Source organism: Marinilactibacillus piezotolerans (assembly GCF_900114235.1).
GTDB lineage: Bacteria > Bacillota > Bacilli > Lactobacillales > Carnobacteriaceae_A > Marinilactibacillus > Marinilactibacillus piezotolerans.
In genome coordinates this window covers 1-23,404 of record NZ_FOSJ01000009.1, presented here as the reverse complement: position 1 = coordinate 23,404, position 23,404 = coordinate 1, and the positions used below count along the sequence as shown (strand labels likewise).

The following is a 23,404-nucleotide window of genomic DNA, read 5'->3' as shown; positions in this document are numbered from 1 at the left end:
TTTCATCTATCATTAGTAATTGACAAAGAATCAATAAATGTCAAGAGTATTTCTTCATCAAATGAAGGAGATTTATCGCTGATTTTACTGACATTTTCTTTGGCTTTCTCCAATTCTGAGCTTAATTTTTCAAATGCCGGGTCAAGTCCCAGCAAAGCAGGGTAAGTACTCTTTCCTAATTTATTATCAGCTCCAGTTGCTTTCCCCAGTTCTTCAGCGTCACCTACAACATCTAATAAATCATCTCTAATCTGATAAGCAACTCCTATTTTTCTCGCTACGTCTTCTAATAGAGTTAACGATTCCTTATCCGCATCTGCAATTATACCACCGGCAAACATAGAAAAGCGTAATAATTCCCCGGTTTTTCGTGCATGAATCGCTTCTAATTCGTCAATGGACAGACTATTATTTTCACCATCTATATCTGCTTGCTGACCACCAATCATTCCTTCATAACCAGAACAGATTGCTAGCTCTCTGATTAACGTTACTTTTTTTTCAGCAGAAAGATTTCCAATAGTGATCAGTTCAAAAGCTTTCGTCAACAATGCATCACCAGCTAGAATCGCCGTTGATTCTGAATATTTAATATGACTAGTCGGTTTACCTCTGCGTAAATCATCATTATCCATTGCTGGAAGATCATCATGTATCAATGAATAAGTATGGATATATTCTAATGCTGCTGCTGCAGGATAACCTTGAACCAGATCTTTTCCATAGGCTTTAATAACTGCAAGAAGCAGCATGGGACGAAGTCTCTTTCCTCCTGCTGTAAGTGAATAAGACATAGCTTCTTCAATGACCGTTCCGCTTTTAGGTGCTATTAGATTAAGACCGTATTCTTCAAAACCATCAAATTCATTTTGATAAAATTCTTGAAACTTCATTTATTCACTCCTATTTTTCTTGATTATTTAGATCTTCTTCAAATGGTTCTTCTTCACCATTTTCATTGATAATCTTTGTCATCGTTTCTTCAGCGGCTAGCAAGGTTTTTTTACATTGTCTGCTTAACTTGATCCCTTCTTGAAATTGATCTAACGCTTCTTCCAAAGGAACATCCCCTTGTTCTAATTTAGAAACAATTTCTTCTAATTGCTTTAAAGCTGTATCAAAGTTCACTTCTTTTGCCATACTGATCCTCACTTTCAAAAAATTAATTTTCTTTTTCTATATCGGTAATTTCTGCTGTAAATGATCCTTCTGACATCTGTACTGAAATTTTATCAGAAACTGATAAAGACTTTGTAGTTTTAATTACTTGATTATCTTTTCTTACATATGAATAACCTCGGCCTAAAATTTTCAATGGAGATAGATGCTCTAAAGATTGAATGTAATAGGTCAACTGTTTATCAGATTGCTGAACAATTTGCTTTTGTGCTCTAAGGAGTTGTTTTTCCAACTGCTCCACATTTCGTTTATATAGTTCAATTGATTGAGTTGGATCAAGAGCCTTTAATCTTTGAGTTAATAAATTACTATCTTGATTTAATAGTAGAATTTTTTCTTTCATAACTTGGATCAATTGTTGTTGTAGTTGGTCTACATTCTGGCTGTACCCTTCATAAAGCCGTTGCGGCTGTCTAAAAATATAAGACCGTTCTATTCTTTCTAATCTTTCTTTTAGTGCTGAAATCTGATTTTTATAAGATCTAAACAAACGATGTTCTTGCTGTTCTATCTTTATTAGCTCGTCTGATAAGACAGGAACTGCTAGTTCGGCAGCTGCAGTCGGCGTAGCAGCTCTAACATCAGCTGTTAAATCAGATAAAGTCGTATCCGTTTCATGTCCTACTGATGAAATAACTGGTGTATTCGCAGCTTCTATGGCTCTAACTACAACTTCTTCGTTAAATGGCCATAAGTCTTCAAAAGAGCCACCGCCTCTAGCTACTATCAGAATATCTAAATTGTTTTTTGCATCTGCGGCTTGAATATTCTCAGCGATAGATCCAGCGGCTTTTTCTCCTTGTACTAACGTAGGAAATAAAACAAGTTGAACAGAGGGAAATCTTCTATTAACTGTAGTAATAATATCTCTAATTACCGCACCGCTTCGACTTGTGATCACACCTATTCGTTTTGGAAACCTTGGAAGACTTTGTTTACGTGATTGATCAAAAACACCTTCTGCTGAAAGTCTCTTTTTAGATTCTTCATAAGCCTGATATAAAGCACCTATTCCGTCAGGTTCCATATGTTCAATATAAATTTGGTATGATCCTGTTCTTTCGTAAACCGAAACCCTGCCAATTACCAATACACTCATACCTTCTTCAGGCTGGAATTTCAGCTTTTTAAAATCTCCATAAAACATCACCGCTGATATTTTTGCCTGTTCATCTTTCAAACTAAAATATTGATGACTATTTTTACGATTACGATTAAAATTAGAAATTTCACCAGTTAAAAAAACTCTTTCCATATAGGGATCGTTATCAAATTTCCTTTTTACATATTTGGTTAATTGCGAAATCGTCAGGTACTGTTCGTTCAATCTATTATCCTCCTCTCTATACGTTTCTATTTTTCAAAAAAGAAATAGAGCAAAGAAAAAGGAATGCTTATAGCTCACTGCACTCCTTTTTCTTCCCTCTTAATTTTGACTGTCTTTATATCTTCCACTAAGACATAGCCGTAAACTTTAGAAGTTAAGTTGATGTGTACATTTTGGAGTCACTACTTTTTTAATTAGAAAATAGTATTAAGATTGCGTATCAACAATGCTTTGAAGTACTCCATTAACAAATTTGCTGGCTTTCTGATCGTTAAAGTCTTTCGTTAATTCAATTGCTTCATTCATTACAACACGTTTATCTATCTCTTTTTGGTACAACAATTCATAAGCAGCTAATCTTAAAATCAGTAAATTAGTTCTTTCTAGTCTAGACAGTGTCCAGCTTTTCAAATGCTTAGTGATTGTTTCATCTATTACACTTTCATTTTCTTTAACACCAGAGACGAGTATAGATAGATAATCCAATGCATCCTTAACGATCTGATTTCCGTTTTTATCTTGTGGTAATACCTGCTTCATTGCTTCTTCTAAACTGAATTCTTTTTTCATATCCAGTTCACTTTCTAAAGAGTACTGAATTACTTCCTCAAATGTACAATCAATATCTGTGGACAACTGGAAAAGAGACTGAAAGGCTTTTTCCCGAATCACACGCCTAACCGTTCTCACTTTTCCTCATCTTCTTCCGATTCCAATTCAAATAGTTCTTGGAGATTTGATTTTTCAGGGACAATTCCTACAATATGAATATTGATTTCTGACAGCTCAATTTCTGTCATATGATATACTTGTTCTCTAATGCGTTGTTGAATATCAAGCGCCACTTTGGGTACGTTAACGCCGTACTTAAAGTAACAATAAACTTCTACTTTTAATCCTTCTTCGTTAGAAACAAGATGAACACCTTTATTATGACTTGTTTTTCCAAATATTGATTTAAATTCTGTTGTGAACCTACCTTGCATAGCGTATACGCCGTCAACTTCATTAGCTGCTATACCAGAAATAACTTCCAGCACTTCGGGAGCAACTTCAATTTCGCCATAAGGGTTGATATTATGTTTAGTAATATGCGTTTGTTCTACCACTTTTATTCCTCCTTCTTTATTTATCATTTAATATCAATTCAACTAAGCACGTGAGACATATGTTCCTTCTGACGTATTAATGATTAATACATCATCTTTATTTACAAACAAAGGCACAGTTACAACTGCTCCAGTTTCAAGAGTCGCCGGTTTAGATCCACCTGAAGTAGTATCTCCGCGAATGCCCGGTTCAGTTTCTACTACTTTAAGTTCTACTTTAGTAGGTAATTCCACTCCTAATACTTCATTTCCAAACATCATGATATCCACAAGCATATTTTCTTTCATATATTTTAAAGCATCCGTAATCTGTTCTTGAGGAATTTCAAGTTGTTCATATGTTTCGGAATCCATAAACACATGACTTCCGGCATTATCATACAAATATTGCATTGTTTTATTTTCTATATGTGCTGCTTCCATTTTTTCACCAGCGCGAAAAGTCTTATCTTGTACAGCACCAGTACGTAAGTTTTTTAGTTTAGAGCGAACGAAAGCTGCTCCTTTACCTGGCTTTACGTGTTGAAATTCAATTACTCTCCAGATATTATCATCATATTGGATGGTTAGTCCTGTTTTAAATTCATTTGTTGAAATCATTATTTATGTTTCCTCCTAGGGGGTTCTTATCATTACTTGCATTTTAAATTGGTTTTAATACCACTTTTTATATGAATTTCTTTAATATATATATGATTATTGTACCATGATTCTGGCAATAATGCTTTAATACACCGATAAAGTATATTACTTTATTTTAAGATTTATTGAAAGAATAGTCGTTTATAAAATAATCAATTCCTTAGATGACTTCATTAAATTAAGGTTACCTTCTTCAGTAATCAAAAGATCATCTTCTATCCTGACTCCACCTAATCCCGGGATATAAATACCAGGTTCGTTAGTAATTACATTCCCAACTACTAAAGGTTGGTCATTCTTAAAATTAATACCAGGTCCTTCGTGTACTTCAAGTCCAATACCATGACCAGTTGAATGTCCAAATGCATCTCCATAGCCTTGTTCAGTAATGTAACTTCTTGCAATATTATCTAGATAAGCTCCAGTTACTCCAGCTTTAGCAGCCTCTGTAACTTTTTGGTTTGCTTCTAAAACGATTTGATGGATTTTTTTTAATTCCTCACCAGGATCTCCTAGTGCGAATGTACGAGTCATATCAGATACATAGCCTTTATAATAGCAGCCGAAATCGATTGTGATCATATCTCCTGCTTCAATCACTTTATCACTTGCAACACCATGAGGCATAGCAGAACGAACACCACTGGCTACGATTGTATCAAAAGATACACCAGTAGCGCCTTTTTCGCGCATGAAAAAATCAAGTTCATTTGCAACTTTAATCTCAGTCATTCCAGGTTTGATATAAGATAATATATGCTCAAAAGCCGCTTCGGTAATATTAATGGCTTTTTGAATCAAATCTATTTCATCTCTATCTTTAATTTCTCTTAATTCCTCAATGAGCGTGCTCACTGGGACAAGCGTACAGTCAAACAATTCTTTCACTGACTGATAAGTAGCATATGTTACATGATTTTCTTCAAAACCTAATTTAGTAATATTTTCATCCTTAATGATTTGAGCAACTTCATCATATATCGAACCTGTATTTTGTATGATTTCAAATCCTACCGCCTGTTTAGCAGCTTGTTCAGTATAACGAAAATCAGTCACAAATAGTGCTTTATCCGCCGTAATCACACTCAATCCTGTTGTCCCGGTGAAGCCTGAAGCATATTCCAGATTATAACTACTGGTAACAAGCAGAGCATCAATCTGTTTTTCATTCAGTTTTCTTTGTATATTTTTTACTCGTGACATCTAAACACCCTATCTAATTAATTATCTCTTTTCCATATCAGCATGGACTATCCGTTTCTATTCATCCATTATCTTCACTATAAAAATGGATAAATATAGTGGATAGTAAGAGTTGTCTTTACATTCTTCATTATAACAAACCATTGAAAAAAAAGAAACGTAACTATGCATTCCCTATACGGTTATCATATTTTCAGTATAAATTTCAAATTAAAGATTTGAATATTTTACAGATTTGAATAAGTTTTATTGCTATGAATAAACGTCACCTATGTATTGAAGAGATCAACCAGATCAATGATCAAGTAAATCTCTTCAAAATATTGTTGTATTTTGTCATTATGCATTTTTCTATTCTGTATTTATACTACACTCTTTACTTACAGCATACCCATCGTCTAATGATGCTTTTAGCAAAAAAATCTTGTCTGATTGTTTCGTAATTTTTACTTCTCCATTATTAAACATTACCTTTCCATTTTTTAATTCCAGATTCTGTTTGAGCTCTTCAAATAAAATTGTCTCTGTCATAGAAATCATACTTCTAGCTTCATAACTATATTGTATTTGTTTTAATTGAGTTGTTTGCGTACTTACAACCTTAGCAATACCTACTATAAGAACAGCGGATACCGAGACAAATAATAAAGTCGATATCAGAATACTTCCTTTTTCATTTTCCATCACTAAACTGCTCCTCTTCTTTTAGCGGCAACAACAGACTAGCAGTATATGATTCTCCATCTTGAAAAGTAGCAGCTATCCATAGCTGATCTTCTTTACTTTTCATGTGGATTTCTCTCAACCTGGTCAAAACAGGTTGATGTCCTTCATTTCCAACTTTTCTTCTAAGCAGTTTATAGTATCTTTCATAGGAAATTTTTTCGATTTCATCTTCTTTATTTGGTCGTTCAACTACAAATCTCTCTGAACTAATAGAAATCAGTTTGCTATCTCTTAAATCATATTCAAGTTGATTCAGGAAAAGATGCCACTCAATCTGCCTGTCTGACTTAATATCCTTTTGTATTCTGGATGACTGTTCAGTAAAAGTGGATAGCAGTAATATTGCAAGGCTCATTAGACTTATAGCAACCATTGTCTCCAGTAACGTGAATCCACTATCATTCATTCCAACTGACAGATATGACTTCCAGTCTTTTTTCTGCACCTTGGTTCCCCTCCACTGTAATTGCATTTTCAGTTTCTATAATGTCTAAACTTTGGTTATAAGATTCATGAGATTCTGAAAAGGAGTTTCTTCGCTGCCAAACTCTTGATGAATCGTATAAAGCCCGATCAATCTCAACTTCAATTCTCTGCATTTCTAAATAAGAAATCAGATTTACTGTCAGTGGAATAGAAAACATCAAAATAAAAGTCAGTAAACTCAAACTCACCAGACTTTCTAACAATATAAAACCGTCTTGAATAGTTAAAAAATCATTTTTCTTCCGATAGTTCAAATCGTCCACTTCCTAATTTAAAACTGAGTGTGTAAAATTTATCTCCTACTTGAAACCTTGTCTTATTTAAATTCCCTTGATTTCCTGACTCTGATAAAAATCTATACACTTTAGAACCTCCTAAAATTTCTATTGTATCAGGTAACGCTATAGACCGATTAAGTATATGGTTTCGCTTTCCAATTACTCTAAAAACTATTTCACGAGCATTCGGGCGCATTTCGATTTCTGTCCATTCGTCATTCAATACTGACTCATTCTGCAGAAGTGTTATACTCGACTGTAGTTCTTCAAAAAACAAAGAATTTTCTATATCCGCTTCCATTTTATTAAATGGGATAACGGGTATGAGCAAGAATATACCAACTAGGCTTAAAACAATTAATGATTCTATCAAAGTAAATCCATTCTGTTCTTGCAATTTCTTTATCAATCCATTATTCTCCATTCAATTTGACTAGATTCCCATTAGAATCGATAGTAAACAATTTTTTCACTTCGCTATATTGAGATTCGCTTAAAAATCCATCCCCATGAAGATCTTCTAAAGTATTTGGAGCAGCGTGTTTTTCCATTTCGTAAAGATCCATTTGTGTCTGAACAACAGTTTCTAATGCACTGTTTCCTGTATCTTGAGCTGTCCCTTGATATGATCCGATATTTGGAATAATCAGCAGCAGCAATACTGAAATAATGAAAAGGACCAAAGTCATTTCTATCAAGGTGAAAGCACTTTCTTCTTTTAGTGTGTTTTGTACTTTATTTTTCAATTGTTTTATCATTTTCTACAGTCCTTCCATTATTGAAAACGTAGGCAGTAACAGTGCTGCATAAATTGCAATGATCATAAGCGCAACAAATATAAAAACGATCGGCTGAATACGTTCCATCATACTTTCAATTTTTTGATTTAATTCTGCTTCACAATCTGAAGAATAAAGCATTAGCTCAATTCCCATCCTTCCAGTTAATTCTCCATGCATTATAATCTCCTCGACTTCCGGCTTCAAAAAATCGAGGGAAGAAATCGCTTCTTTAAACGAGTATCCTTTTCTCATTTTATGTTCAATTAACCTACCAACTTCACGAAATAGGACTGAAGATTTATCTTCCTGCATCAAGTGAACAATTTGAATCAATGTACAGTTAGTTTTAAGTAGCTGACTCCACTCAAGAGTGAAAAACCTTGTCCAATATAGTTGCAGGTATGAACGTATCAGCCTATTTTTACTATAGAATTTCAGTTTTTCAATAGCTGATTTTTTCTTTGTAATTATAGAGAGTACAAAAAATGTTACTGTCATTAATAAGACAGTTCCAAGCATCCAATAAGGAGCAGTCTCGACGATACCTACAATCAATCTTGTTCCTGCTCCTAGGGATGCTTCTTCTGGAGAAGCTATTCTTTTAATATGAGGAAGCAAAATATAACGCATAGAAAAGAGCATAATCACAATAAATATAAGGAGCATTATTGGATATTGGATAATCGATTGTATTTTTTTCTTTCTTTTTGCTGATTCAATCATTTGCTCACCAGCCTTAAAAATTGTTTCAGAAAATTTCCCATGTATCGTAGACAGATAGATTTGCGTGCATATCAAGTCACTGAATCCAACGTCCCTCAACCCCTGGAACAATGAATTGCCTGTATTTACGTTCTGTTCAATTACTTTTACCCATTTCACCTGCTTACTGTCTGTGATCGTTAACAAGAAACGGAGTGCTTCTTTAAGCGAAAATCCTTCCAAGAGTAATGTTCCCATTCGCTTCAAAAACAATCCTTGTTCTCTGGTTTCCTTTTGGCTACGGTATATAGTATTGCTGGTAAGTTTTTTCTGAAATATACCCATACATTTGCACCTTTCTTAATAAATGATTAAACTCTCTGTTTGCTGATAATTTTTCACTCAGATTTAATTTAAAAGAAGGATCAAACAGAATTTTCAAATTTTCTCCAGACCTTACTTCATATAATGCTGCTCTTTTTTGTTTCTGAAAAAGATGTGTACAATAGGGACTACAATTTTTAACACAAAGCGGGCAATAAATCGGAAGCAATTTCTGGAAAGTAATTCCAATGATTGTTTGTTGTAATAATTCAATTGAGATTCCCAATTCCATCAACCTTGAAACCACTCCTTGAACATTTTTGGCATGCACTGATGCAATAATCAAATGTCCTGTTAAAGCGCCTCTAATGACCATTTTCGCTGTTTCTTCATCTCTGATTTCGCCGACGATCAAGACGTCAGGATGATGTCTAAGACTTGATTTAAGTAAATGCTCGTAAGTGATTCCTGCTTTTTCATTAACTTCCGTCTGCAGAAACTGCTCTTCATGAATTTCTACGGGATCTTCAACTGTGACTACCTGCTGTTTGTCATCTGAAATTCTGTTTTTGACTAATTGATAAATTGTAGTCGTCTTACCCGAATCAACTGGTCCTGAAAAAACGATCAAGCCACTTTTGAAAGTCATCAGCGTCTGCAGTTGCTCAAGTTCATATTTAAAGAAGGAACTTTTATACAGATCTGTTCGCTTTTTTTCCTGCAGCAAACGAATGACTAATGATTCTTTCGCATGATAGTTAGTGATTGTTGAAAATCTTAAATCAATAAATTTATTATTCAATTCATACGATAAAGATCCGCTTTGCGGTTTTCTTCGTTCTCCTACATCCATATTCGATATAAATTTAAAATAAGATATGAGCCTCTTTCCTTCTTCCATATCCAAGAAGAATTGTTTCTCCATTCTTCCATATAGTCTAAAGTAAGCAGAATAGTGCTTTTCTTCCGGTAAGATATGAATATCACTGGTATCATATGAATCTGCTAGTGTAATTAAATGTTTCGCAAATAATTCAATTTCCATTTTTCTTTTATCCTCCTTTTTACTTATAAGGTATTTAATTCTGATATTGCTGTTTGAGAATTATCTTCTCATCTATATATACTGTTCAAATTTCGAGAAGTTCATTTCATAAAAAAAAGGATGACAAAATGTCATCCTTCAGTAGTTCGTATAATTTGGATTTTATCTTAAATCTCTGCGTTATGGTAAACTTCACTAACATCATCATCGTCTTCCAATGCATCAATCATGTTTTCAAATGTTTGGATTTTATCTTCTGGAACTGCTACAGTCGTTTGTGGAACCATAGTTAACTCTGCCTGATCTAATGTGTAGCCAGCTGCTGTCAATGCATCTCGTACATCTGTAAAATCTTGAGGCTCGGTATAAATCTCAAATACTTCATCTGAAGTCTCTAATTCTTCTCCACCAGCTTCTAGTACACTCATCAACATTGTATCTTCGTCTACGTCCAGACCTTCTCTGTCAATCGCAATATAACCTCTACGATCAAACATATAGTTCACTGAGCCTTTTTCCCCTAATGATCCACCATTTTTATTGAAGGCAACTTTGACATTTGTACTGGTTCGATTCAAATTATCCGTCAGACCTTCTACTAAAACAGCAATCCCATTAGGTCCATACCCTTCATACATGACTTCAACAAAGTTATCTCCTTGACCAGCATCTGTGGCGCGTTTAATTGCACGATCTACATTATCATTAGGCATGTTGTTTGCTTTTGCTTTATCTACTGCTAAACGAAGCGCTGCGTTGGTTTCGGGATCTCCACCTCCGTCTTTAGCTGCTTTATAAATTTCTTTTGATAGTTTCTGGAAAATCTTTCCACGTTTGGCATCTTGTGCACCTTTACGGTGTTGGATGTTTTTCCACTTCGAATGTCCTGCCATCTTTATTCCTACTTTCCTATTTACATTTTCAAACAGACTTGGAACCTATCTTATTATAGCAAAATTTTTATTTTGTTCAAACACCTGTTGAACGCTTCCATTTTCTATATCTGTTATTTATCTAAACTTCAGTTTTCTGCGGTTACTTTTCTTATTCGACCCTCTTGTGCTCATTAACCAAGAGATGGCAATTCCCGTCATCGCTCCTAATGAATCCAGGTATACGTCTTCCATTAAAGCTGTACGATTTGGATTAAACGATTGTCTGAGTTCATCAAACCCGGCATATCCAGCAGCTAGTAACAAAGCTAATAAAGCAGCTAATATATAACTGCTGCTTTTATTTTTCAGCCCTAAAAACCAGAATACACCCAGCAAAAAGAAAGATCCAAAATGGGCTGCTTTACGGATAAAGAATTCTACAAAGCCTGCATAACCAGATGCTTGTATACTGACTTCATTACCGGCGTATGAAAATCTGACCACTTCCAGTAGACCTTTAAGCGGTTCTCCTGATAAGATTCTCTCTAAAAAGGGCTGAACATTCTGATCCTGATAAGACATGCTAGAACTAAAATATAATAAGATCATTATACAAAATGCTAATAAAATAAATATTGTATCTTTCCATTCATGAGTTTTCCGCATTTTTGATACCCTACTTTCTATCGAATATACATATTCTAGCTTATGTATATGGATATGAAAAGGAAAAACTTGTAGAATAAAGAAGTATACAATTTATATGAGAGGGAGTTATATTATGAGTTATCAACTTAATTGGGATATGGATTCAGTTTTTACAGGGGGAAGTCAATCATCCGAATTACGTACAAAGATCGAAACTCTAAAAGAACAGATCGAGCAATTTCATCAAACTGTTGAGCTTTGGGATCCTGAGGTAGATCGTTTAAATTATAACCATTTAAAAGAAGTTCTAAATTTAAGCGAAAAAATCGGAAATAGTCTTTCAGAAGCTATGACCTTTTCTCGAGGACTTTTATCTGCCAATGTTAGAGACAAAAATGCTGCTAAACTAACTAATGAATTAAGTACTTTATACAGTAGTTTAAGTAATAGCACCACAGTACTTACAAAAAAATACGTAGGAATTGATGACGCTGACTGGGCAGATTTATTAGAAATCGAACCTTTTAATGCTAGTGCCTTTCCTTTAAATGAACAAAGAGAACAAGGGAAAAAGCTGCTGTCACAAAATGAAGAAGCTGTCATAAATGCTTTAACTAACGATGGATTCAAAGGTTGGGGTGATTTATATAATTCATTAGTTGCAACTGTCCAAGTTGATTTTGAGAATAAAGATGGAAAAGTTAATTCTTATTCTGCAGGACAAGCTGCCAATCTTATGGGATCAGCTAAAGATCCTGAAACTCGTCAGAAAATGCTTGAAAAGTGGGAACTTGCATGGGCAAGTAAATCTTCTTTATTTGCAGATACGCTCAATCATCTTGCAGGTTTTCGCTTAGAAAATTATAAATTGCATGGTACAGAAGATTTCATGGCTCGTCCTTTAGAATATAATCGTCTAAAAAAAGAGACACTGGATATAATGTGGGATACCATTACCAAAAATAAACCTAAAGTGGTAGAATATTTGAACCGTAAAGCCCAATTGATGGGTATAGAAAAGTTATCATGGGTAGATGTTACAGCGCCTGTTTCTGTAGGAGATTTCGAGCCTCGTCACTATTCATATGACGAAGCAGCTGAATTTATAATGGAAAACTTCTCTTCTTTTAGTAATCAGATGCAAAAGCTGGCTAAAACTGCTTTTGAAGATAGCTGGATCGAAGCAGAAGATCGTGATGGAAAACGTCCTGGAGGATATTGTGCCAATCTTCCCGAATCAGAACAATCGCGAATTTTCATGACATTTTCTGGTTCAGCAGGTAATGTTTCCACTTTAGCACATGAATTGGGGCATGCTTTCCATAGCTATGTCATGAGAGACTTACCTGTTATGAATCGCCGCTATGCAATGAATGTTGCTGAAACGGCATCAACCTTTGCAGAATTAGTCATCTCAGATGCAACTGTTCGTGAAGCTTCATCTGAAGCGGAAAAAATCAATCTATTAGACAGCAAAAATGCTCGTGCAGCAACAATGTTTATGAATATTCATTCTCGATATCTATTCGAAACAGCTTTTTATGAGGAACGCAAGAACGGAATCGTGACAGATGATCGCTTATCAGAGCTAATGGTCGATGCTCAAAAAGAAGCTTATCAGGATTCGTTATCTACTTATCACCCGACATTCTGGGCAAGCAAACTGCATTTTTACAACACCGGTGTCCCTTTTTACAATTTCCCTTATACCTTTGGGTTCTTGTTCAGTTTAGGAATTTATGCTCGTTCGCTTGAAGAAGGATCAGGTTTCGAAGAAAAATATATTGCTTTGCTTCGTGACACAGCTAGTATGACTACAGAAGCATTAGCACAAAAGCACTTGAATGTAGACTTAACGCAACCGGATTTCTGGCAATCTGCTATCGATATGGTACACACAGATATTGATGAGTATTTAGAGCTGACTGCAAAATATATTTAACAAAAATAAATAAAAAAAGGGATTGATAAAATGAGTTATAGCATGAAATGGAACTTAGAGTCAATTTATCCGAGTGTAAACTCTACTGAACTTGAAGAAGCATTATCAAAATGGGAAAAACAAATTCCAGAACTTGGACAAACAATTGCTGCTTGGGATCCAGAGCAAGATAAACCTGATTATAACAAAATGAAACTCATATTAGATTCGTTAAACAACCTCCAGCCTGAGATTTCCGAAGCGGGTATGTTCATTAATGGTACATTATCAGCCGATGTTAATAATGGGAAAGCCAAAACTCTTTTGGGAAGAATTTCTGTCTTATATAGTGAATTATCTACTGTTACAGTTCCGTTTTATAAAAAGTTGGCTTTAGTATCAGATGAAGACTGGCAGTCTTTATTGTCTTTACCTGAATTTGAAGAATTCGCTTTTAATTTAAATGAAGACCGTGAAGACGCTAAAAAATTATTAAGTGAAAAAGAAGAAGCTCTACTGTCTAAATTAGCAGTCGATGGATTTCAAGGTTGGGAACAACACTATGATACCCTGGTATCTAAAATCGAAATCTCAGTAACTGATAAAGAAGGCCAGGAACAGTTGCTATCTGCTGGACAAGCAGAAAATCGTATGTATAATGATCCAAACCCAGACGTAAGAGCTTCCTTATTTTCAAAATGGGAATCTGCCTGGGGAAATCAGGCAGATTTATATGCCGATACATTAAATCACCTTGCAGGATTCAGATTGACTGATTATAAAGCCCACGGTATCGATAGTTTTTTGGAAAAACCATTAAAAGCAAGTAGAATGAAAAAAGAGACACTGGATGCAATGTGGCAAGCCATTACTGATAACAAAGACCCTTTCACTTCATACCTCTCTAGAAAAGCAGCTTTACTAGGAAAAGATAAATTAGGTTGGCAAGATGTCGAAGCTCCTGTAACGGTTGGAAATAGTGAACCAAAATCTTATACTTTTGACGAAGGCGCAGCGTTTATTATTGAAAACTTCAGAAAATTCAGTGAGAAGATGGCTGATTTTGCAAAAATGGCTTTCGAAAATCGTTGGATTGAAGCAGAAGATCGCCCTGGAAAAGCTCCAGGTGGATATTGCGCAGAGTTGCCGGTTTCAAAAGAATCTCGTATTTTTATGACCTATTCAAATTCACCAGGTGAAGTCGCAACCCTAGCTCATGAATTGGGACACGCCTTCCATAATCATGTTATTTTTGATTTGCCTTATCTTAAACAGCACTTTGCGATGAATGTTGCTGAGACTGCTTCTACTTTTGCCGAATTAGTTGTATCAGATGCAACAGTTAAATCCGCAACTTCAAATGAAGATAAAATAGCTTTACTAGATACAAAGATACAAAATTCTTTGGCAATGTTTTTAAATATTCACGCACGATTTATTTTTGAATCTAATTTCTACCGAGAACGTGAAAAAGGACTAGTTTCAGCTGAACGATTAAATGAATTAATGGAAGAAGCTCAAAAAGAAGCATATCAAGATAGTCTTGCTTCCTATCATCCAAGCTTCTGGGCAAGTAAATTACACTTTTATATTAGTGGTATATCTTTCTATAACTTCCCTTATACGTTTGGATACTTATTCAGTTTAGGGATTTATGCTCAAGCTTTAGAATCAGGATCGAATTTTGAAGATCAATATATTGCATTACTCCAGGATACTGGATCAATGAATACAGAAGATCTTGCAAAAAAACATTTGAATGTCGATCTGACTTCTACTGATTTCTGGGTAAAAGGAATCAATATCATCAAAGAAGATATTCAAACCTTTATAGAACTGACAGAGTCCTATATTCCAGAATAATTTAATTTAGATTTTAAAAAAGTAAAAAAGCAGTGATTGAGAAAATCTCAATCACTGCTTTTTGTTTGGCCTATAATTTTATTTTATTAGTACCGTCCATATCCTATCAATTCCCAGTAACTGGCATTCACGTTGTCATAAGCAACACCATTATTTTGTGCTCCAATAAATTTTCCATTTCCTGCATAAATACCTACATGCGTGACAACTCCATTTTTGCCGAAGAATACTAAGTCTCCTGGTTGAGGATTAGAAACTTTCGTTGAATTGGCATATTGGGTTCTTGAGTCACCAGGAATTGTTTTTCCCACTTGACTGAATACCCAACTTGTAAATCCAGAGCAATCGAAGGAGTTTGGTCCTTTTGCACCCCAGACATATGGTTTTCCAAGTTTACTTTCTGCAATAGATTTAAGAGAACTCCAAGAAGTTCCAGTTACTGCTGGTGTACTTGGTTGAGGTGTTTCTTTTTTCTCTACTGTCTCTGTCTTTTTAGCAGGTTCAGAAGAACCACTATTTGAATTACCATTGTTACTGCCGCTTGAAGCACCAGAATTCGTGGTAGTCGTATTAGTATTGTTATTATTCGAAACATTGGCACTAGAATCATCAGAATTATCATTAGTTGAAGATACCGTATTTTGAGATGATGAAGTTGATACCACTTCATCATTTTCTTCTTCAGCTTGTGCTGAAGCTAATACTTCTTCTTGTTCACTTTGAGCTTGGGCTTCTTGAGCTGCTTTAGCAGATTCTTCTCTTGAAGCAACTAATTGGCTTACTTGTGCTTCTGCTGCATCACGTTGAGCAAGAAATTCTGAACGTTCAGATTCTACAGTAGATTTTTCAGCTGCTAATTGTGCAACTAATACTTCTTGTTCAAGTTGTTGTTCTTCAAGATCTGCTGCTGTAAGTTCTAACTCTTCAGCTAATGCATTTTGTTGTAAAATTGTTTGTTCAGTTTTTTCTTGTTTTGCAGCGACTTCTTCTTTGTCACTAACTTGTGCTTTCACTAATTCACTATTAGATTCCACTAAATTCGTTACAACATTCATACGTCCGATAACATCTGTAATCGATTCAGAATCTAGAACAAATTCTATGTAATTTGCTGTTTGACCATCGACTTGGATTTTACGTGCTTGTTCTTCAAGTTGTCCATTGCGCTTTTCAATGATTTCTTCCAATTTAGTAATGTCTTCTTGCAAAGTTTTATATTCTTCCTGAGCTTGTTCTAGACGCTTGACTGCATCTTGCATAAACGCTTTATTTTTTGATATTTCGTCATTGATTGCAGTTAATTCAGCTTCAGTATCAGTAGTTTCGTTTTCTAATGAATCAATTGTTTCATTTAAGGAGTTTACTTGCTCTTCGTTTTCTTCTACTTGTTTCTTTGCTTCATCGATTTTTGTATCGTAATCAGCAGCAGATACGATTGGAGCTGCCATGACTGAGCTTAATAACATTGTTGTAGTTGCGGAAAATAAGATTAATTTACTTTTCACTATTTTTTCCCTCCAAGAAAGTATCCTATATAAGTTAAGTTAGTTTTAGTTATATTTACAGTCAATTTCTGCGTTCATTTAAGTACTTTGTCATTGCCTCTTCTTTTTTGAGGTCTAGAAAGAGTATAGCTCTTATTTTCTGCTAAAAGGTTTCAATCATATTACATATAAATTTCTTTTTTGACTACATATCCTTGTCACTTAATGCTATCTTGCATTTACTTTAGTAATCTAGTATAATTTTAATGTTTAAGGATAGAAAATTTCCAATAACGAAAGATCAATCAAGGAGGAACATTACATGAGTGATTATCGTGTATTACTTTATTATAAATATGTAACGATTGAGAACCCTGAACAATTTAGAGTTGACCATTTAAACTTATGCAGAGAATTAAACTTAAAAGGACGTATTCTTGTTTCAGATGAAGGCTTGAACGGTACAGTTTCTGGATCGGTCTCTGACACTGATAAATATATGACTGCTCTACGTTCTGATGATCGCTTTAGTGATATAATGTTCAAAATTGACGAAGCAGATGCACATGCATTCAAAAAAATGTATGTCCGTTACCGTCCAGAAATCGTTTCTTTGAAATTAGGCGAAGAAGATCTTAATCCAAACGAACTAACGGGAAAACATTTAAAACCGGAAGAATTTCGAGCAGCACTAGAAGATGAAAATACAATCGTTCTAGATGCTAGAAATGATTATGAATATGATTTAGGCCATTTCCGGGGTGCCGTTCGACCAGATATTCGTAGTTTCAGAGAACTACCTCAATGGATCAAAGAAAATAAAGAAAAATTCATGGATAAAAAAGTTGTTACCTACTGTACTGGTGGTGTCCGTTGTGAAAAATTCAGTGGCTGGTTATTAAAAGAAGGATTTAAGGATGTAGGACAGCTACATGGCGGAATCCATAACTACGGTACCGATCCAAAAACTCAAGGAGAACTATGGGATGGGAAAATGTATGTTTTTGATGAAAGAATCAGTGTAGATATAAACCGTAAAGAAAAAACAATCATTGCAAGAGATTGGTATGACGGAACACCCTGTGAACGTTATGTAAACTGTGGTAATCCATTCTGTAACCGCCAATATATTACTTCTGAAAAAAATGAACATAAATATTTACGAGGATGCTCTCATGAATGCCGTATATCTCCAGAAAATCGTTATGTTAAAGAACATCATTTAAGTCGCGAAGACGTTGCTGCAAGATTAAAAGCCATTGGAGAGAAATTGCCCGAAACGGTTTAATGTATTCCCTCTGATAAGCCTCCATTAAATAAACGATTGATTTAATCAATTACTATTTAATGGAGGTTTTTTTATCCATACTAAAAGAACGTACATTCTTATATAATTTATCAATATACTGAATAAACTGATCTTTTTTATAGATGGCTTTCATCCTAGTTTTACTTTCATCCCCTATTTGCTATAATGTAGCAAGCTATATATTTTATATTAATGATAAATAACGAATAAAGGAGTCTAGCATGAATCGATCTGAACATAAAAACGAACATAATCCAGAAGAAACTACCGAGACTTCTTCAAAAAGAGGATTTTTTTATTACTTTGATATTTTTTATAGAGTATCAAAAGCACTTATTATCTTCTTCATTGTAACCCTCTTAGTTGGAGGTTCTCTTGGAGCCGGTGCAGCTGTTGGCTATTTTGCTTCATTGGTTCATAGTAGTGAAATCCCTGAATACGAAGAAATGGAAGCTCAAATTGATGACTTCGTATTAAAATCAACAATGTATTATGCTGGTGGTGAAGTGATCAGTGATGTCCGTAGTGACTTAATTAGAACGCCCGTTGATCTAGAAAATGTATCATCTTCCGTCGTTGATGCTATTGTAGCAACAGAAGATGAATATTTCTTTGAACACAATGGAATTGTACCAAAAGCAGTTGCTCGAGCATTAGTTCAAGACTTGACAAATAGTTCTTCCACTTCCGGTGGTTCAACTTTGACCCAGCAATTGATTAAGCAGCAATTAGTTGGAAATGAAGTCTCTCATTCACGTAAAGCAAACGAAATTCTACTGGCTATGCGACTGGAAAATTATATGTCAAAAGAAGATATTTTGCAGGCTTATCTGAATATCTCTCCATTTGGGCGTAATAATAAAGGTCAAAACATTGCTGGTGTGCAAGAAGCTGCGCAAGGAATTTTCGGTGTATCTGCTGCCGATCTATCGTTACCACAAGCAGCATTTATAGCTGGCCTTCCTCAAAGTCCAATTGTATATAGTCCTTATACTCAAACAGGTGATCTTAAAGAAGATCACAGCGTGGGACTTGGACGAAAAGATGAAGTCTTATTCAGAATGTACCGAGAAGGTTATATTACTGAAAACGATTATAATGATGCAGTTGGTTATGATTTGAGTCAGGATTTTCTTCCTAAAGCAGATGCTGAACAAGACAGCCGCTCTTATGTATATGACCTAGCCCTTGAAGAATCAAGAGATTTATTGATTCAATACTTTGCTGAAGCTGATGATCTTACGATGGATGAATTAAATGCAGATACTGACTTATATAATCAATATTTTGAACAAGCAGATTCCGCACTTATTAATGGTGGCTATAAAGTCTATACTACAATTGATCGAGACCTCCATAATGCTGTGGAACAAGTTGTAGAAGAGCAAGTTGATACATTAGGAGCTGACCGCAGTTACACTTGGGTAGACGATGATGGCGTTAGTCATACTGATACTATGCCAATCCAAGTAAGCGGTTCTGTGATTGATAATGCCACCGGTAAAGTTTTAGCATTTATAGGTGGACGAGAATACGAAGATTCAGAATACAATCGGGCTTTTGAATCAGAGAGAAGTCCTGGATCTATCATTAAACCTTTAGCAACATATGGTCCAGCTTTGGATATTGGTTTGATTACCCCTGCAACTATAGTACCTGATACTGACGTGTCTATACCATTGGTCACTGGTGAAGTATATGAACCTACTAATGCTGTTCGAACGACTAATCGCTGGATGACTGCCAGAGAAGCTTTAACCGTTTCCCAAAACATTCCTACTATCAAAATTTATAATGAATTAGTAAAACAGGTTAATCCAGTAAATTATATGACTAAAATGGGAATAAGTGAGGATGTAATCCCGGCTGAAGATTATATTGCCAATCCTTCTACGGCTATCGGTGGCGTTAGCGGCGGTGCTGCTCCTGTCGATTTGATCAGTGCATTTTCAAGTATCGCAAATAACGGAACTCATGTAGAACCTTATGTTATTGAAAAAATTGAAAATTCAGCTGGGGAAGCTATCTATGAACATGAACAAAGTGAAGCTCAAGTATGGAGCCCTCAAACTAATTTCTTATTGCTAGATATTTTACGTGATGTTCATACAGAAGGTACAGCTAGAGGAACAATTAGTCAATTGAATTTCAATTCAGACTGGATCTCCAAGACAGGAACATCAGGAACTTCAGATAAAGTGAATGATATCTGGTACATTGGAAGTACACCAAGTATTACCTTTGGAACTTGGATAGGTTATGATAACCAAGTTGTTGGTTTGATTGATGAATACGGCCAATCCCCTAGTCTTAGAAATCGTAATTTCTGGGCTAAGGTTGTAAATCAGATGTATGAAGTCCGCCCTGAACTTTTGGGAGTGGGTGAACAATTCCAACAACCTAGTAATATTACTCAGCGTTCTGTATTAGCAGAAACAGGTATGCTACCAGGAACTGTTGATTTACCTGAAGGTGGAACTCGTTCTATCTCTGGGGATACTTTTACTGAATATTTCAATACTGCTCATCTTCCTCAAACTACTGTTTATGATTTTGCTCTCGGAGCAACTGATGCAGAATTAAGTGAATTCTGGAATGCTGCAGAGACAAGTAGTAGCGATAATCAAGAAGATGATGAAGAGGAAAACAATGAAGAAGAAGACCCTTCCCCTCCATCTAATAGAGAAGAAACTCCTGAAAATGAGGAGAATGAATCAAGACCAAATGATGATAGTAATAACGGTGGTAACTCGAACAACAATTCAGAAAATGAACCCGAAGAAAATCCAGAAGAAAAAGAGGAAGAAGAGGAAACTGCGCCCCCTTCTCAACCTGAAGAGCCGGAGGAACCGGAAGAAGATCCTGAAGCGGATCAACCTGAAGAAGAAAACAATACAGAAGAAACACCAGATGATTCAGTTTAGGATCCTGAACAAGATTCAGAAAATAACAATAATTAATAAAAAGGAGTTTGAGGATAATCCTCAAACTCCTTTTTTAATAGTTTAATTTTCTTTTGTTGTTCCTTTATTAAGAATGTGAAAAGGCAACTTGATTGTTTTCTCGTCAATTTCTTCTTTGTTCATCAGTTTAGTCAAAAGTCTCATTGAAACTGCCCCGATATCGTATAAAGGTTGTACTATCGTGCTTAATTGCGGACGAGTCATATCTGTCAGTTTAGAATTATTTGAAGTAATTAGTTCAAATTCTTCCGGCACATTAATTCCTCTATCCAAAGCAGCATTTAATATTCCAACAGCTAATTCATCATCTGCAACTACTGCTGCTGTGGCTCCTACTTTAGATATCTGTTCAAATACAGCTTCCCCAACTTTGTAAGTATACTCAGATTGAACAACTAATTCTTCGTCATAGTCAATTCCAGCGTTTTTCAGCGCAGATTTGTATCCTTCTAAACGATACATTCCATTGATTGGTTCATCGTGACTTTCAGAAATAAAAGCAATTTTCTTATTTCCGTTTTCAATCAGTGAAGTCACACTATCTTCAGTTGCAGTTTTATAATCAATATTGACACTTCCAACTTGTCCATCAGGATCAACTGTGCCTGCTAAAACAACCGGTGTGCGTGAACGAGAAAATTCTGCTCGTAGTTCTTCTGTAATTTTATTTCCCATAAATATTACACCGTCTACTTGTTTAGCAAGTAAAGTGTTCAATACTTGAACTTCTTTATGTTCATTTTCATCTGAATTAGCTAAAATTATATTGTATTTATACATTGTAGCAATATCATCTATTCCTCTTGCTAAAGATGAGAAATATAAGTTCGTAACATCAGGTATGATTACGCCAACAGTGGTTGTTTTCTTACTTGCTAGCCCTCTTGCTACTGCATTTGGTCTGTAGTCTAAACGATCAATTACATCCAAAACTTTTTTTCTAGTAGTCGGTTTTACATTAGGATTTCCATTAACTACTCTAGAAACAGTAGCCATAGATACTCCGGCTTCTCTTGCTACATCATAAATCGTAATCGTTTGTTTATCCATTTTCTTCTCCTTTTATTCATATTTTGAAGCGCCATGCATACAAAGTGTCAAAATTCATTCCATTAATTTTAATTATGCGTATTCTTACTTTATTAACTTTAGCAAAGCATGTAAGAGATTTCAATAGGTAATTCGTGTTTTCATGAAAATTTCTTTATTTTTTTCAGAAAAGGCTTACTTTAATTAATATGCTCTCTTATTATAATCATGTTACAATAGAAATATCAACCAATATGTAAGAAAAGAGGAATTTGATGAACCCTGCATTACAAAGACTTAAACAAAAAATACAAGATCAAAAATTAGATCTTCTGTATATAGATGATCCAAACTTAATTGGGTACTTTACTGATTTTGAAAGCGAACCTCATGAGAGACTTTTGGCATTATTTATCATAAATAACGAGGAATTTCTATTTACTCCTTTCCTAGAAGCAAGTGATGCTAAAAATGTTTCCACAGTTTCAGATATTATCAGTTATAAAGATGAAGAAACCCCGTGGGAAATTATTCAGGCGAAATTAAAAAGTTATGGTAAATCTTTCCAAAAAATCGGTATTATAGAAAGCAGCTTGACTGTCGATCGTTATAAACAACTACTTGCCGTTACTAATGCATCTGAAACTATAGATATTTCTAATACACTGCAATCTATTCAGTTAATAAAATCGGAAGCAGAATTTAATAAAATGACTATTGCTGGTAAAATGGCTGATAAAGCATTGGAAATTGGTGCAAATGCTCTTAAGGTAGGAATTAGCGAACAAGCAGTGGTTGCAGAAATTGAATATCAATTAAAAAAATTAGGGATTTCAGAAATGAGCTTTCAAACAATGGTCTTATTTGGAGATCACGCAGGCAGTCCTCATGGCACTCCTGGTTCACGTAAACTTAAAGAAAATGAATTGGTATTATTTGATTTAGGTGTTGTTGCAGAAGGATATACTAGTGATGTAACACGTACCTTTGCTTTTGGAGAGGTTTCTTCTGAGATCGCTTCTATTTATGAAGTTGTTTTAAAAGCACAAGAAAAAGCACAAGCAGCAGTTAAACCTGGAATCACAACTGGAGAACTGGATAATATTGCTCGAACGGTTATCGAAGAAGCTGGCTATGGAGATTACTTTACGCATCGATTAGGACATGGATTGGGAAAAACGGTTCATGAGTTTCCTAGTTTATCCAAAGGAAGTACTATGGAAATTAAAGAAGGTATGTGTTTTTCACTTGAACCTGGTATCTATATTGAAAATAAAGTTGGGATAAGAATAGAGGACTGTGTATATGTTACAGCAGATGGTTGTATTCCATTCACTACTACCAGGAAAACATTGACGAATGTTCAGTCACAAAAAAAATGATATTAAAGAAGACTTTCTATGATAACAGAACTTATTAAAATGGACCCTATGTCAAAGACATTTAAAAAAAGAGACCTTATGCAATACCTGATAAAAATTGTTCCCTGTAATGAACAGGGGGCAATTT

The 23,404-nt window shown here is 34.9% G+C and carries 23 protein-coding genes; 5 read left to right on the top strand and 18 right to left on the bottom strand.

Going from position 1 to position 23,404, the window contains the following annotated elements; genetic code table 11:
- Positions 1–2: 2 nt before the first annotated feature.
- The 16 genes from BM212_RS03675 to BM212_RS03600 all read right to left on the bottom strand — a co-directional run bounded on the left by BM212_RS03675 (position 3) and on the right by BM212_RS03600 (position 11,344).
- Positions 3–893, bottom strand: a complete 891-nt coding sequence (locus tag BM212_RS03675) for a polyprenyl synthetase family protein (RefSeq protein WP_091896352.1) — start codon at positions 891–893, stop codon at positions 3–5.
- 10 nt (positions 894–903) lie between these two features.
- Positions 904–1,140, bottom strand: a complete 237-nt coding sequence (locus BM212_RS03670) for an exodeoxyribonuclease VII small subunit (RefSeq protein WP_091896349.1) — start codon at positions 1,138–1,140, stop codon at positions 904–906.
- A gap of 22 nt (positions 1,141–1,162) precedes the next feature.
- Positions 1,163–2,506 carry an exodeoxyribonuclease VII large subunit gene (xseA, locus tag BM212_RS03665; RefSeq protein ID WP_091896346.1) on the bottom strand — a complete coding sequence of 448 codons (1,344 nt, stop codon included), beginning with the start codon at positions 2,504–2,506 and terminating at the stop codon, positions 1,163–1,165.
- 207 nt (positions 2,507–2,713) lie between these two features.
- Positions 2,714–3,196 carry a transcription antitermination factor NusB gene (gene nusB, locus BM212_RS03660; protein WP_072695423.1) on the bottom strand — a complete coding sequence of 161 codons (483 nt, stop codon included), beginning with the start codon at positions 3,194–3,196 and terminating at the stop codon, positions 2,714–2,716.
- Positions 3,193–3,615, bottom strand: a complete 423-nt coding sequence (locus BM212_RS03655) for an Asp23/Gls24 family envelope stress response protein (protein WP_072695425.1) — start codon at positions 3,613–3,615, stop codon at positions 3,193–3,195. Before BM212_RS03655 ends, nusB begins: the two co-directional genes overlap by 4 nt.
- A 42-nt stretch (positions 3,616–3,657) precedes the next feature.
- Complete coding sequence (efp, locus tag BM212_RS03650; RefSeq protein WP_072695427.1) at positions 3,658–4,215, bottom strand: elongation factor P; 558 nt, start codon at positions 4,213–4,215, stop codon at positions 3,658–3,660.
- 183 nt (positions 4,216–4,398) lie between these two features.
- Positions 4,399–5,460: a M24 family metallopeptidase gene (locus BM212_RS03645; protein WP_072695429.1), complete on the bottom strand. Its 1,062-nt coding sequence runs from the start codon at positions 5,458–5,460 to the stop codon at positions 4,399–4,401.
- Positions 5,461–5,811: 351 nt separating this feature from the next.
- Positions 5,812–6,144 (bottom strand): hypothetical protein, encoded by a 333-nt coding sequence (locus tag BM212_RS03640; RefSeq protein ID WP_072695431.1) that lies wholly within the window; start codon positions 6,142–6,144, stop codon positions 5,812–5,814.
- A complete protein-coding gene (gene comGF / locus BM212_RS03635) occupies positions 6,134–6,631 on the bottom strand; it encodes a competence type IV pilus minor pilin ComGF (RefSeq protein ID WP_072695433.1) in 498 nt (165 codons plus the stop codon). Before comGF ends, BM212_RS03640 begins: the two co-directional genes overlap by 11 nt.
- A complete protein-coding gene (locus BM212_RS03630) occupies positions 6,585–6,926 on the bottom strand; it encodes a hypothetical protein (protein WP_072695435.1) in 342 nt (113 codons plus the stop codon). The genes comGF and BM212_RS03630 overlap by 47 nt, the downstream gene beginning before the upstream one ends.
- Positions 6,904–7,359 carry a competence type IV pilus minor pilin ComGD gene (gene comGD, locus BM212_RS03625; RefSeq protein WP_177206295.1) on the bottom strand — a complete coding sequence of 152 codons (456 nt, stop codon included), beginning with the start codon at positions 7,357–7,359 and terminating at the stop codon, positions 6,904–6,906. The genes BM212_RS03630 and comGD overlap by 23 nt, the downstream gene beginning before the upstream one ends.
- A gap of 4 nt (positions 7,360–7,363) precedes the next feature.
- Positions 7,364–7,708: a competence type IV pilus major pilin ComGC gene (gene comGC / locus BM212_RS03620; protein ID WP_091896343.1), complete on the bottom strand. Its 345-nt coding sequence runs from the start codon at positions 7,706–7,708 to the stop codon at positions 7,364–7,366.
- Positions 7,709–7,711: 3 nt separating this feature from the next.
- Positions 7,712–8,779, bottom strand: a complete 1,068-nt coding sequence (gene comGB, locus BM212_RS03615) for a competence type IV pilus assembly protein ComGB (protein ID WP_072695439.1) — start codon at positions 8,777–8,779, stop codon at positions 7,712–7,714.
- Positions 8,733–9,803, bottom strand: coding sequence for a competence type IV pilus ATPase ComGA (gene comGA / locus BM212_RS03610; RefSeq protein ID WP_072695441.1), 1,071 nt, complete (start codon positions 9,801–9,803; stop codon positions 8,733–8,735). Before comGA ends, comGB begins: the two co-directional genes overlap by 47 nt.
- Before the next feature lie 167 nt (positions 9,804–9,970).
- On the bottom strand, positions 9,971–10,696 hold the full coding sequence (locus tag BM212_RS03605) for a YebC/PmpR family DNA-binding transcriptional regulator (RefSeq protein WP_072695443.1): 726 nt from the start codon (positions 10,694–10,696) through the stop codon (positions 9,971–9,973).
- 117 nt (positions 10,697–10,813) lie between these two features.
- Positions 10,814–11,344, bottom strand: a complete 531-nt coding sequence (locus tag BM212_RS03600) for a VanZ family protein (protein ID WP_072695445.1) — start codon at positions 11,342–11,344, stop codon at positions 10,814–10,816.
- A gap of 115 nt (positions 11,345–11,459) precedes the next feature.
- Here BM212_RS03600 and BM212_RS03595 point away from each other — a divergent pair, with 115 nt between their 5' ends.
- Positions 11,460–13,268: a M3 family oligoendopeptidase gene (locus BM212_RS03595; protein ID WP_091896340.1), complete on the top strand. Its 1,809-nt coding sequence runs from the start codon at positions 11,460–11,462 to the stop codon at positions 13,266–13,268.
- A gap of 30 nt (positions 13,269–13,298) precedes the next feature.
- Complete coding sequence (locus tag BM212_RS03590) at positions 13,299–15,110, top strand: M3 family oligoendopeptidase (RefSeq protein WP_091896337.1); 1,812 nt, start codon at positions 13,299–13,301, stop codon at positions 15,108–15,110.
- 86 nt (positions 15,111–15,196) lie between these two features.
- Here the strand turns inward: BM212_RS03590 and BM212_RS03585 are convergent, their stop codons facing one another.
- Positions 15,197–16,615 (bottom strand): C40 family peptidase, encoded by a 1,419-nt coding sequence (locus tag BM212_RS03585; protein WP_083540576.1) that lies wholly within the window; start codon positions 16,613–16,615, stop codon positions 15,197–15,199.
- Between the two features lie 301 nt (positions 16,616–16,916).
- On the opposite strand from BM212_RS03585, the gene trhO reads away from it, so the two are divergent.
- Both trhO and BM212_RS03575 read left to right on the top strand, forming a co-directional pair.
- Positions 16,917–17,882 carry an oxygen-dependent tRNA uridine(34) hydroxylase TrhO gene (gene trhO / locus BM212_RS03580; RefSeq protein ID WP_072695451.1) on the top strand — a complete coding sequence of 322 codons (966 nt, stop codon included), beginning with the start codon at positions 16,917–16,919 and terminating at the stop codon, positions 17,880–17,882.
- 242 nt (positions 17,883–18,124) lie between these two features.
- Complete coding sequence (locus BM212_RS03575) at positions 18,125–20,827, top strand: transglycosylase domain-containing protein (RefSeq protein ID WP_091896334.1); 2,703 nt, start codon at positions 18,125–18,127, stop codon at positions 20,825–20,827.
- Positions 20,828–20,908: 81 nt separating this feature from the next.
- Here the strand turns inward: BM212_RS03575 and ccpA are convergent, their stop codons facing one another.
- Complete coding sequence (ccpA, locus tag BM212_RS03570) at positions 20,909–21,916, bottom strand: catabolite control protein A (RefSeq protein WP_091896331.1); 1,008 nt, start codon at positions 21,914–21,916, stop codon at positions 20,909–20,911.
- 254 nt (positions 21,917–22,170) lie between these two features.
- Here ccpA and BM212_RS03565 point away from each other — a divergent pair, with 254 nt between their 5' ends.
- Positions 22,171–23,277, top strand: a complete 1,107-nt coding sequence (locus BM212_RS03565) for an aminopeptidase P family protein (RefSeq protein ID WP_091896327.1) — start codon at positions 22,171–22,173, stop codon at positions 23,275–23,277.
- Positions 23,278–23,404: the final 127 nt, after the last annotated feature.

What these genes read in the sequence shown, in the direction of transcription:
- BM212_RS03640 (WP_072695431.1), bottom strand. Translation starts at nt 6,144, where the DNA reads ATGGAAAATGAAAAAGGAAGTATTCTGATATCGACTTTATTATTTGTC.
- comGA (WP_072695441.1), bottom strand. Translation starts at nt 9,803, where the DNA reads ATGGAAATTGAATTATTTGCGAAACATTTAATTACACTAGCAGATTCA.
- ccpA (WP_091896331.1), bottom strand. Translation starts at nt 21,916, where the DNA reads ATGGATAAACAAACGATTACGATTTATGATGTAGCAAGAGAAGCCGGA.
- comGC (WP_091896343.1), bottom strand. Translation starts at nt 7,708, where the DNA reads ATGATAAAACAATTGAAAAATAAAGTACAAAACACACTAAAAGAAGAA.
- trhO (WP_072695451.1), top strand. Translation starts at nt 16,917, where the DNA reads ATGAGTGATTATCGTGTATTACTTTATTATAAATATGTAACGATTGAG.
- efp (WP_072695427.1), bottom strand. Translation starts at nt 4,215, where the DNA reads ATGATTTCAACAAATGAATTTAAAACAGGACTAACCATCCAATATGAT.
- BM212_RS03595 (WP_091896340.1), top strand. Translation starts at nt 11,460, where the DNA reads ATGAGTTATCAACTTAATTGGGATATGGATTCAGTTTTTACAGGGGGA.
- BM212_RS03575 (WP_091896334.1), top strand. Translation starts at nt 18,125, where the DNA reads ATGAATCGATCTGAACATAAAAACGAACATAATCCAGAAGAAACTACC.
- BM212_RS03565 (WP_091896327.1), top strand. Translation starts at nt 22,171, where the DNA reads ATGAACCCTGCATTACAAAGACTTAAACAAAAAATACAAGATCAAAAA.
- comGB (WP_072695439.1), bottom strand. Translation starts at nt 8,779, where the DNA reads ATGGGTATATTTCAGAAAAAACTTACCAGCAATACTATATACCGTAGC.
- BM212_RS03605 (WP_072695443.1), bottom strand. Translation starts at nt 10,696, where the DNA reads ATGGCAGGACATTCGAAGTGGAAAAACATCCAACACCGTAAAGGTGCA.
- BM212_RS03675 (WP_091896352.1), bottom strand. Translation starts at nt 893, where the DNA reads ATGAAGTTTCAAGAATTTTATCAAAATGAATTTGATGGTTTTGAAGAA.
- BM212_RS03645 (WP_072695429.1), bottom strand. Translation starts at nt 5,460, where the DNA reads ATGTCACGAGTAAAAAATATACAAAGAAAACTGAATGAAAAACAGATT.
- BM212_RS03670 (WP_091896349.1), bottom strand. Translation starts at nt 1,140, where the DNA reads ATGGCAAAAGAAGTGAACTTTGATACAGCTTTAAAGCAATTAGAAGAA.
- BM212_RS03600 (WP_072695445.1), bottom strand. Translation starts at nt 11,344, where the DNA reads ATGCGGAAAACTCATGAATGGAAAGATACAATATTTATTTTATTAGCA.
- BM212_RS03590 (WP_091896337.1), top strand. Translation starts at nt 13,299, where the DNA reads ATGAGTTATAGCATGAAATGGAACTTAGAGTCAATTTATCCGAGTGTA.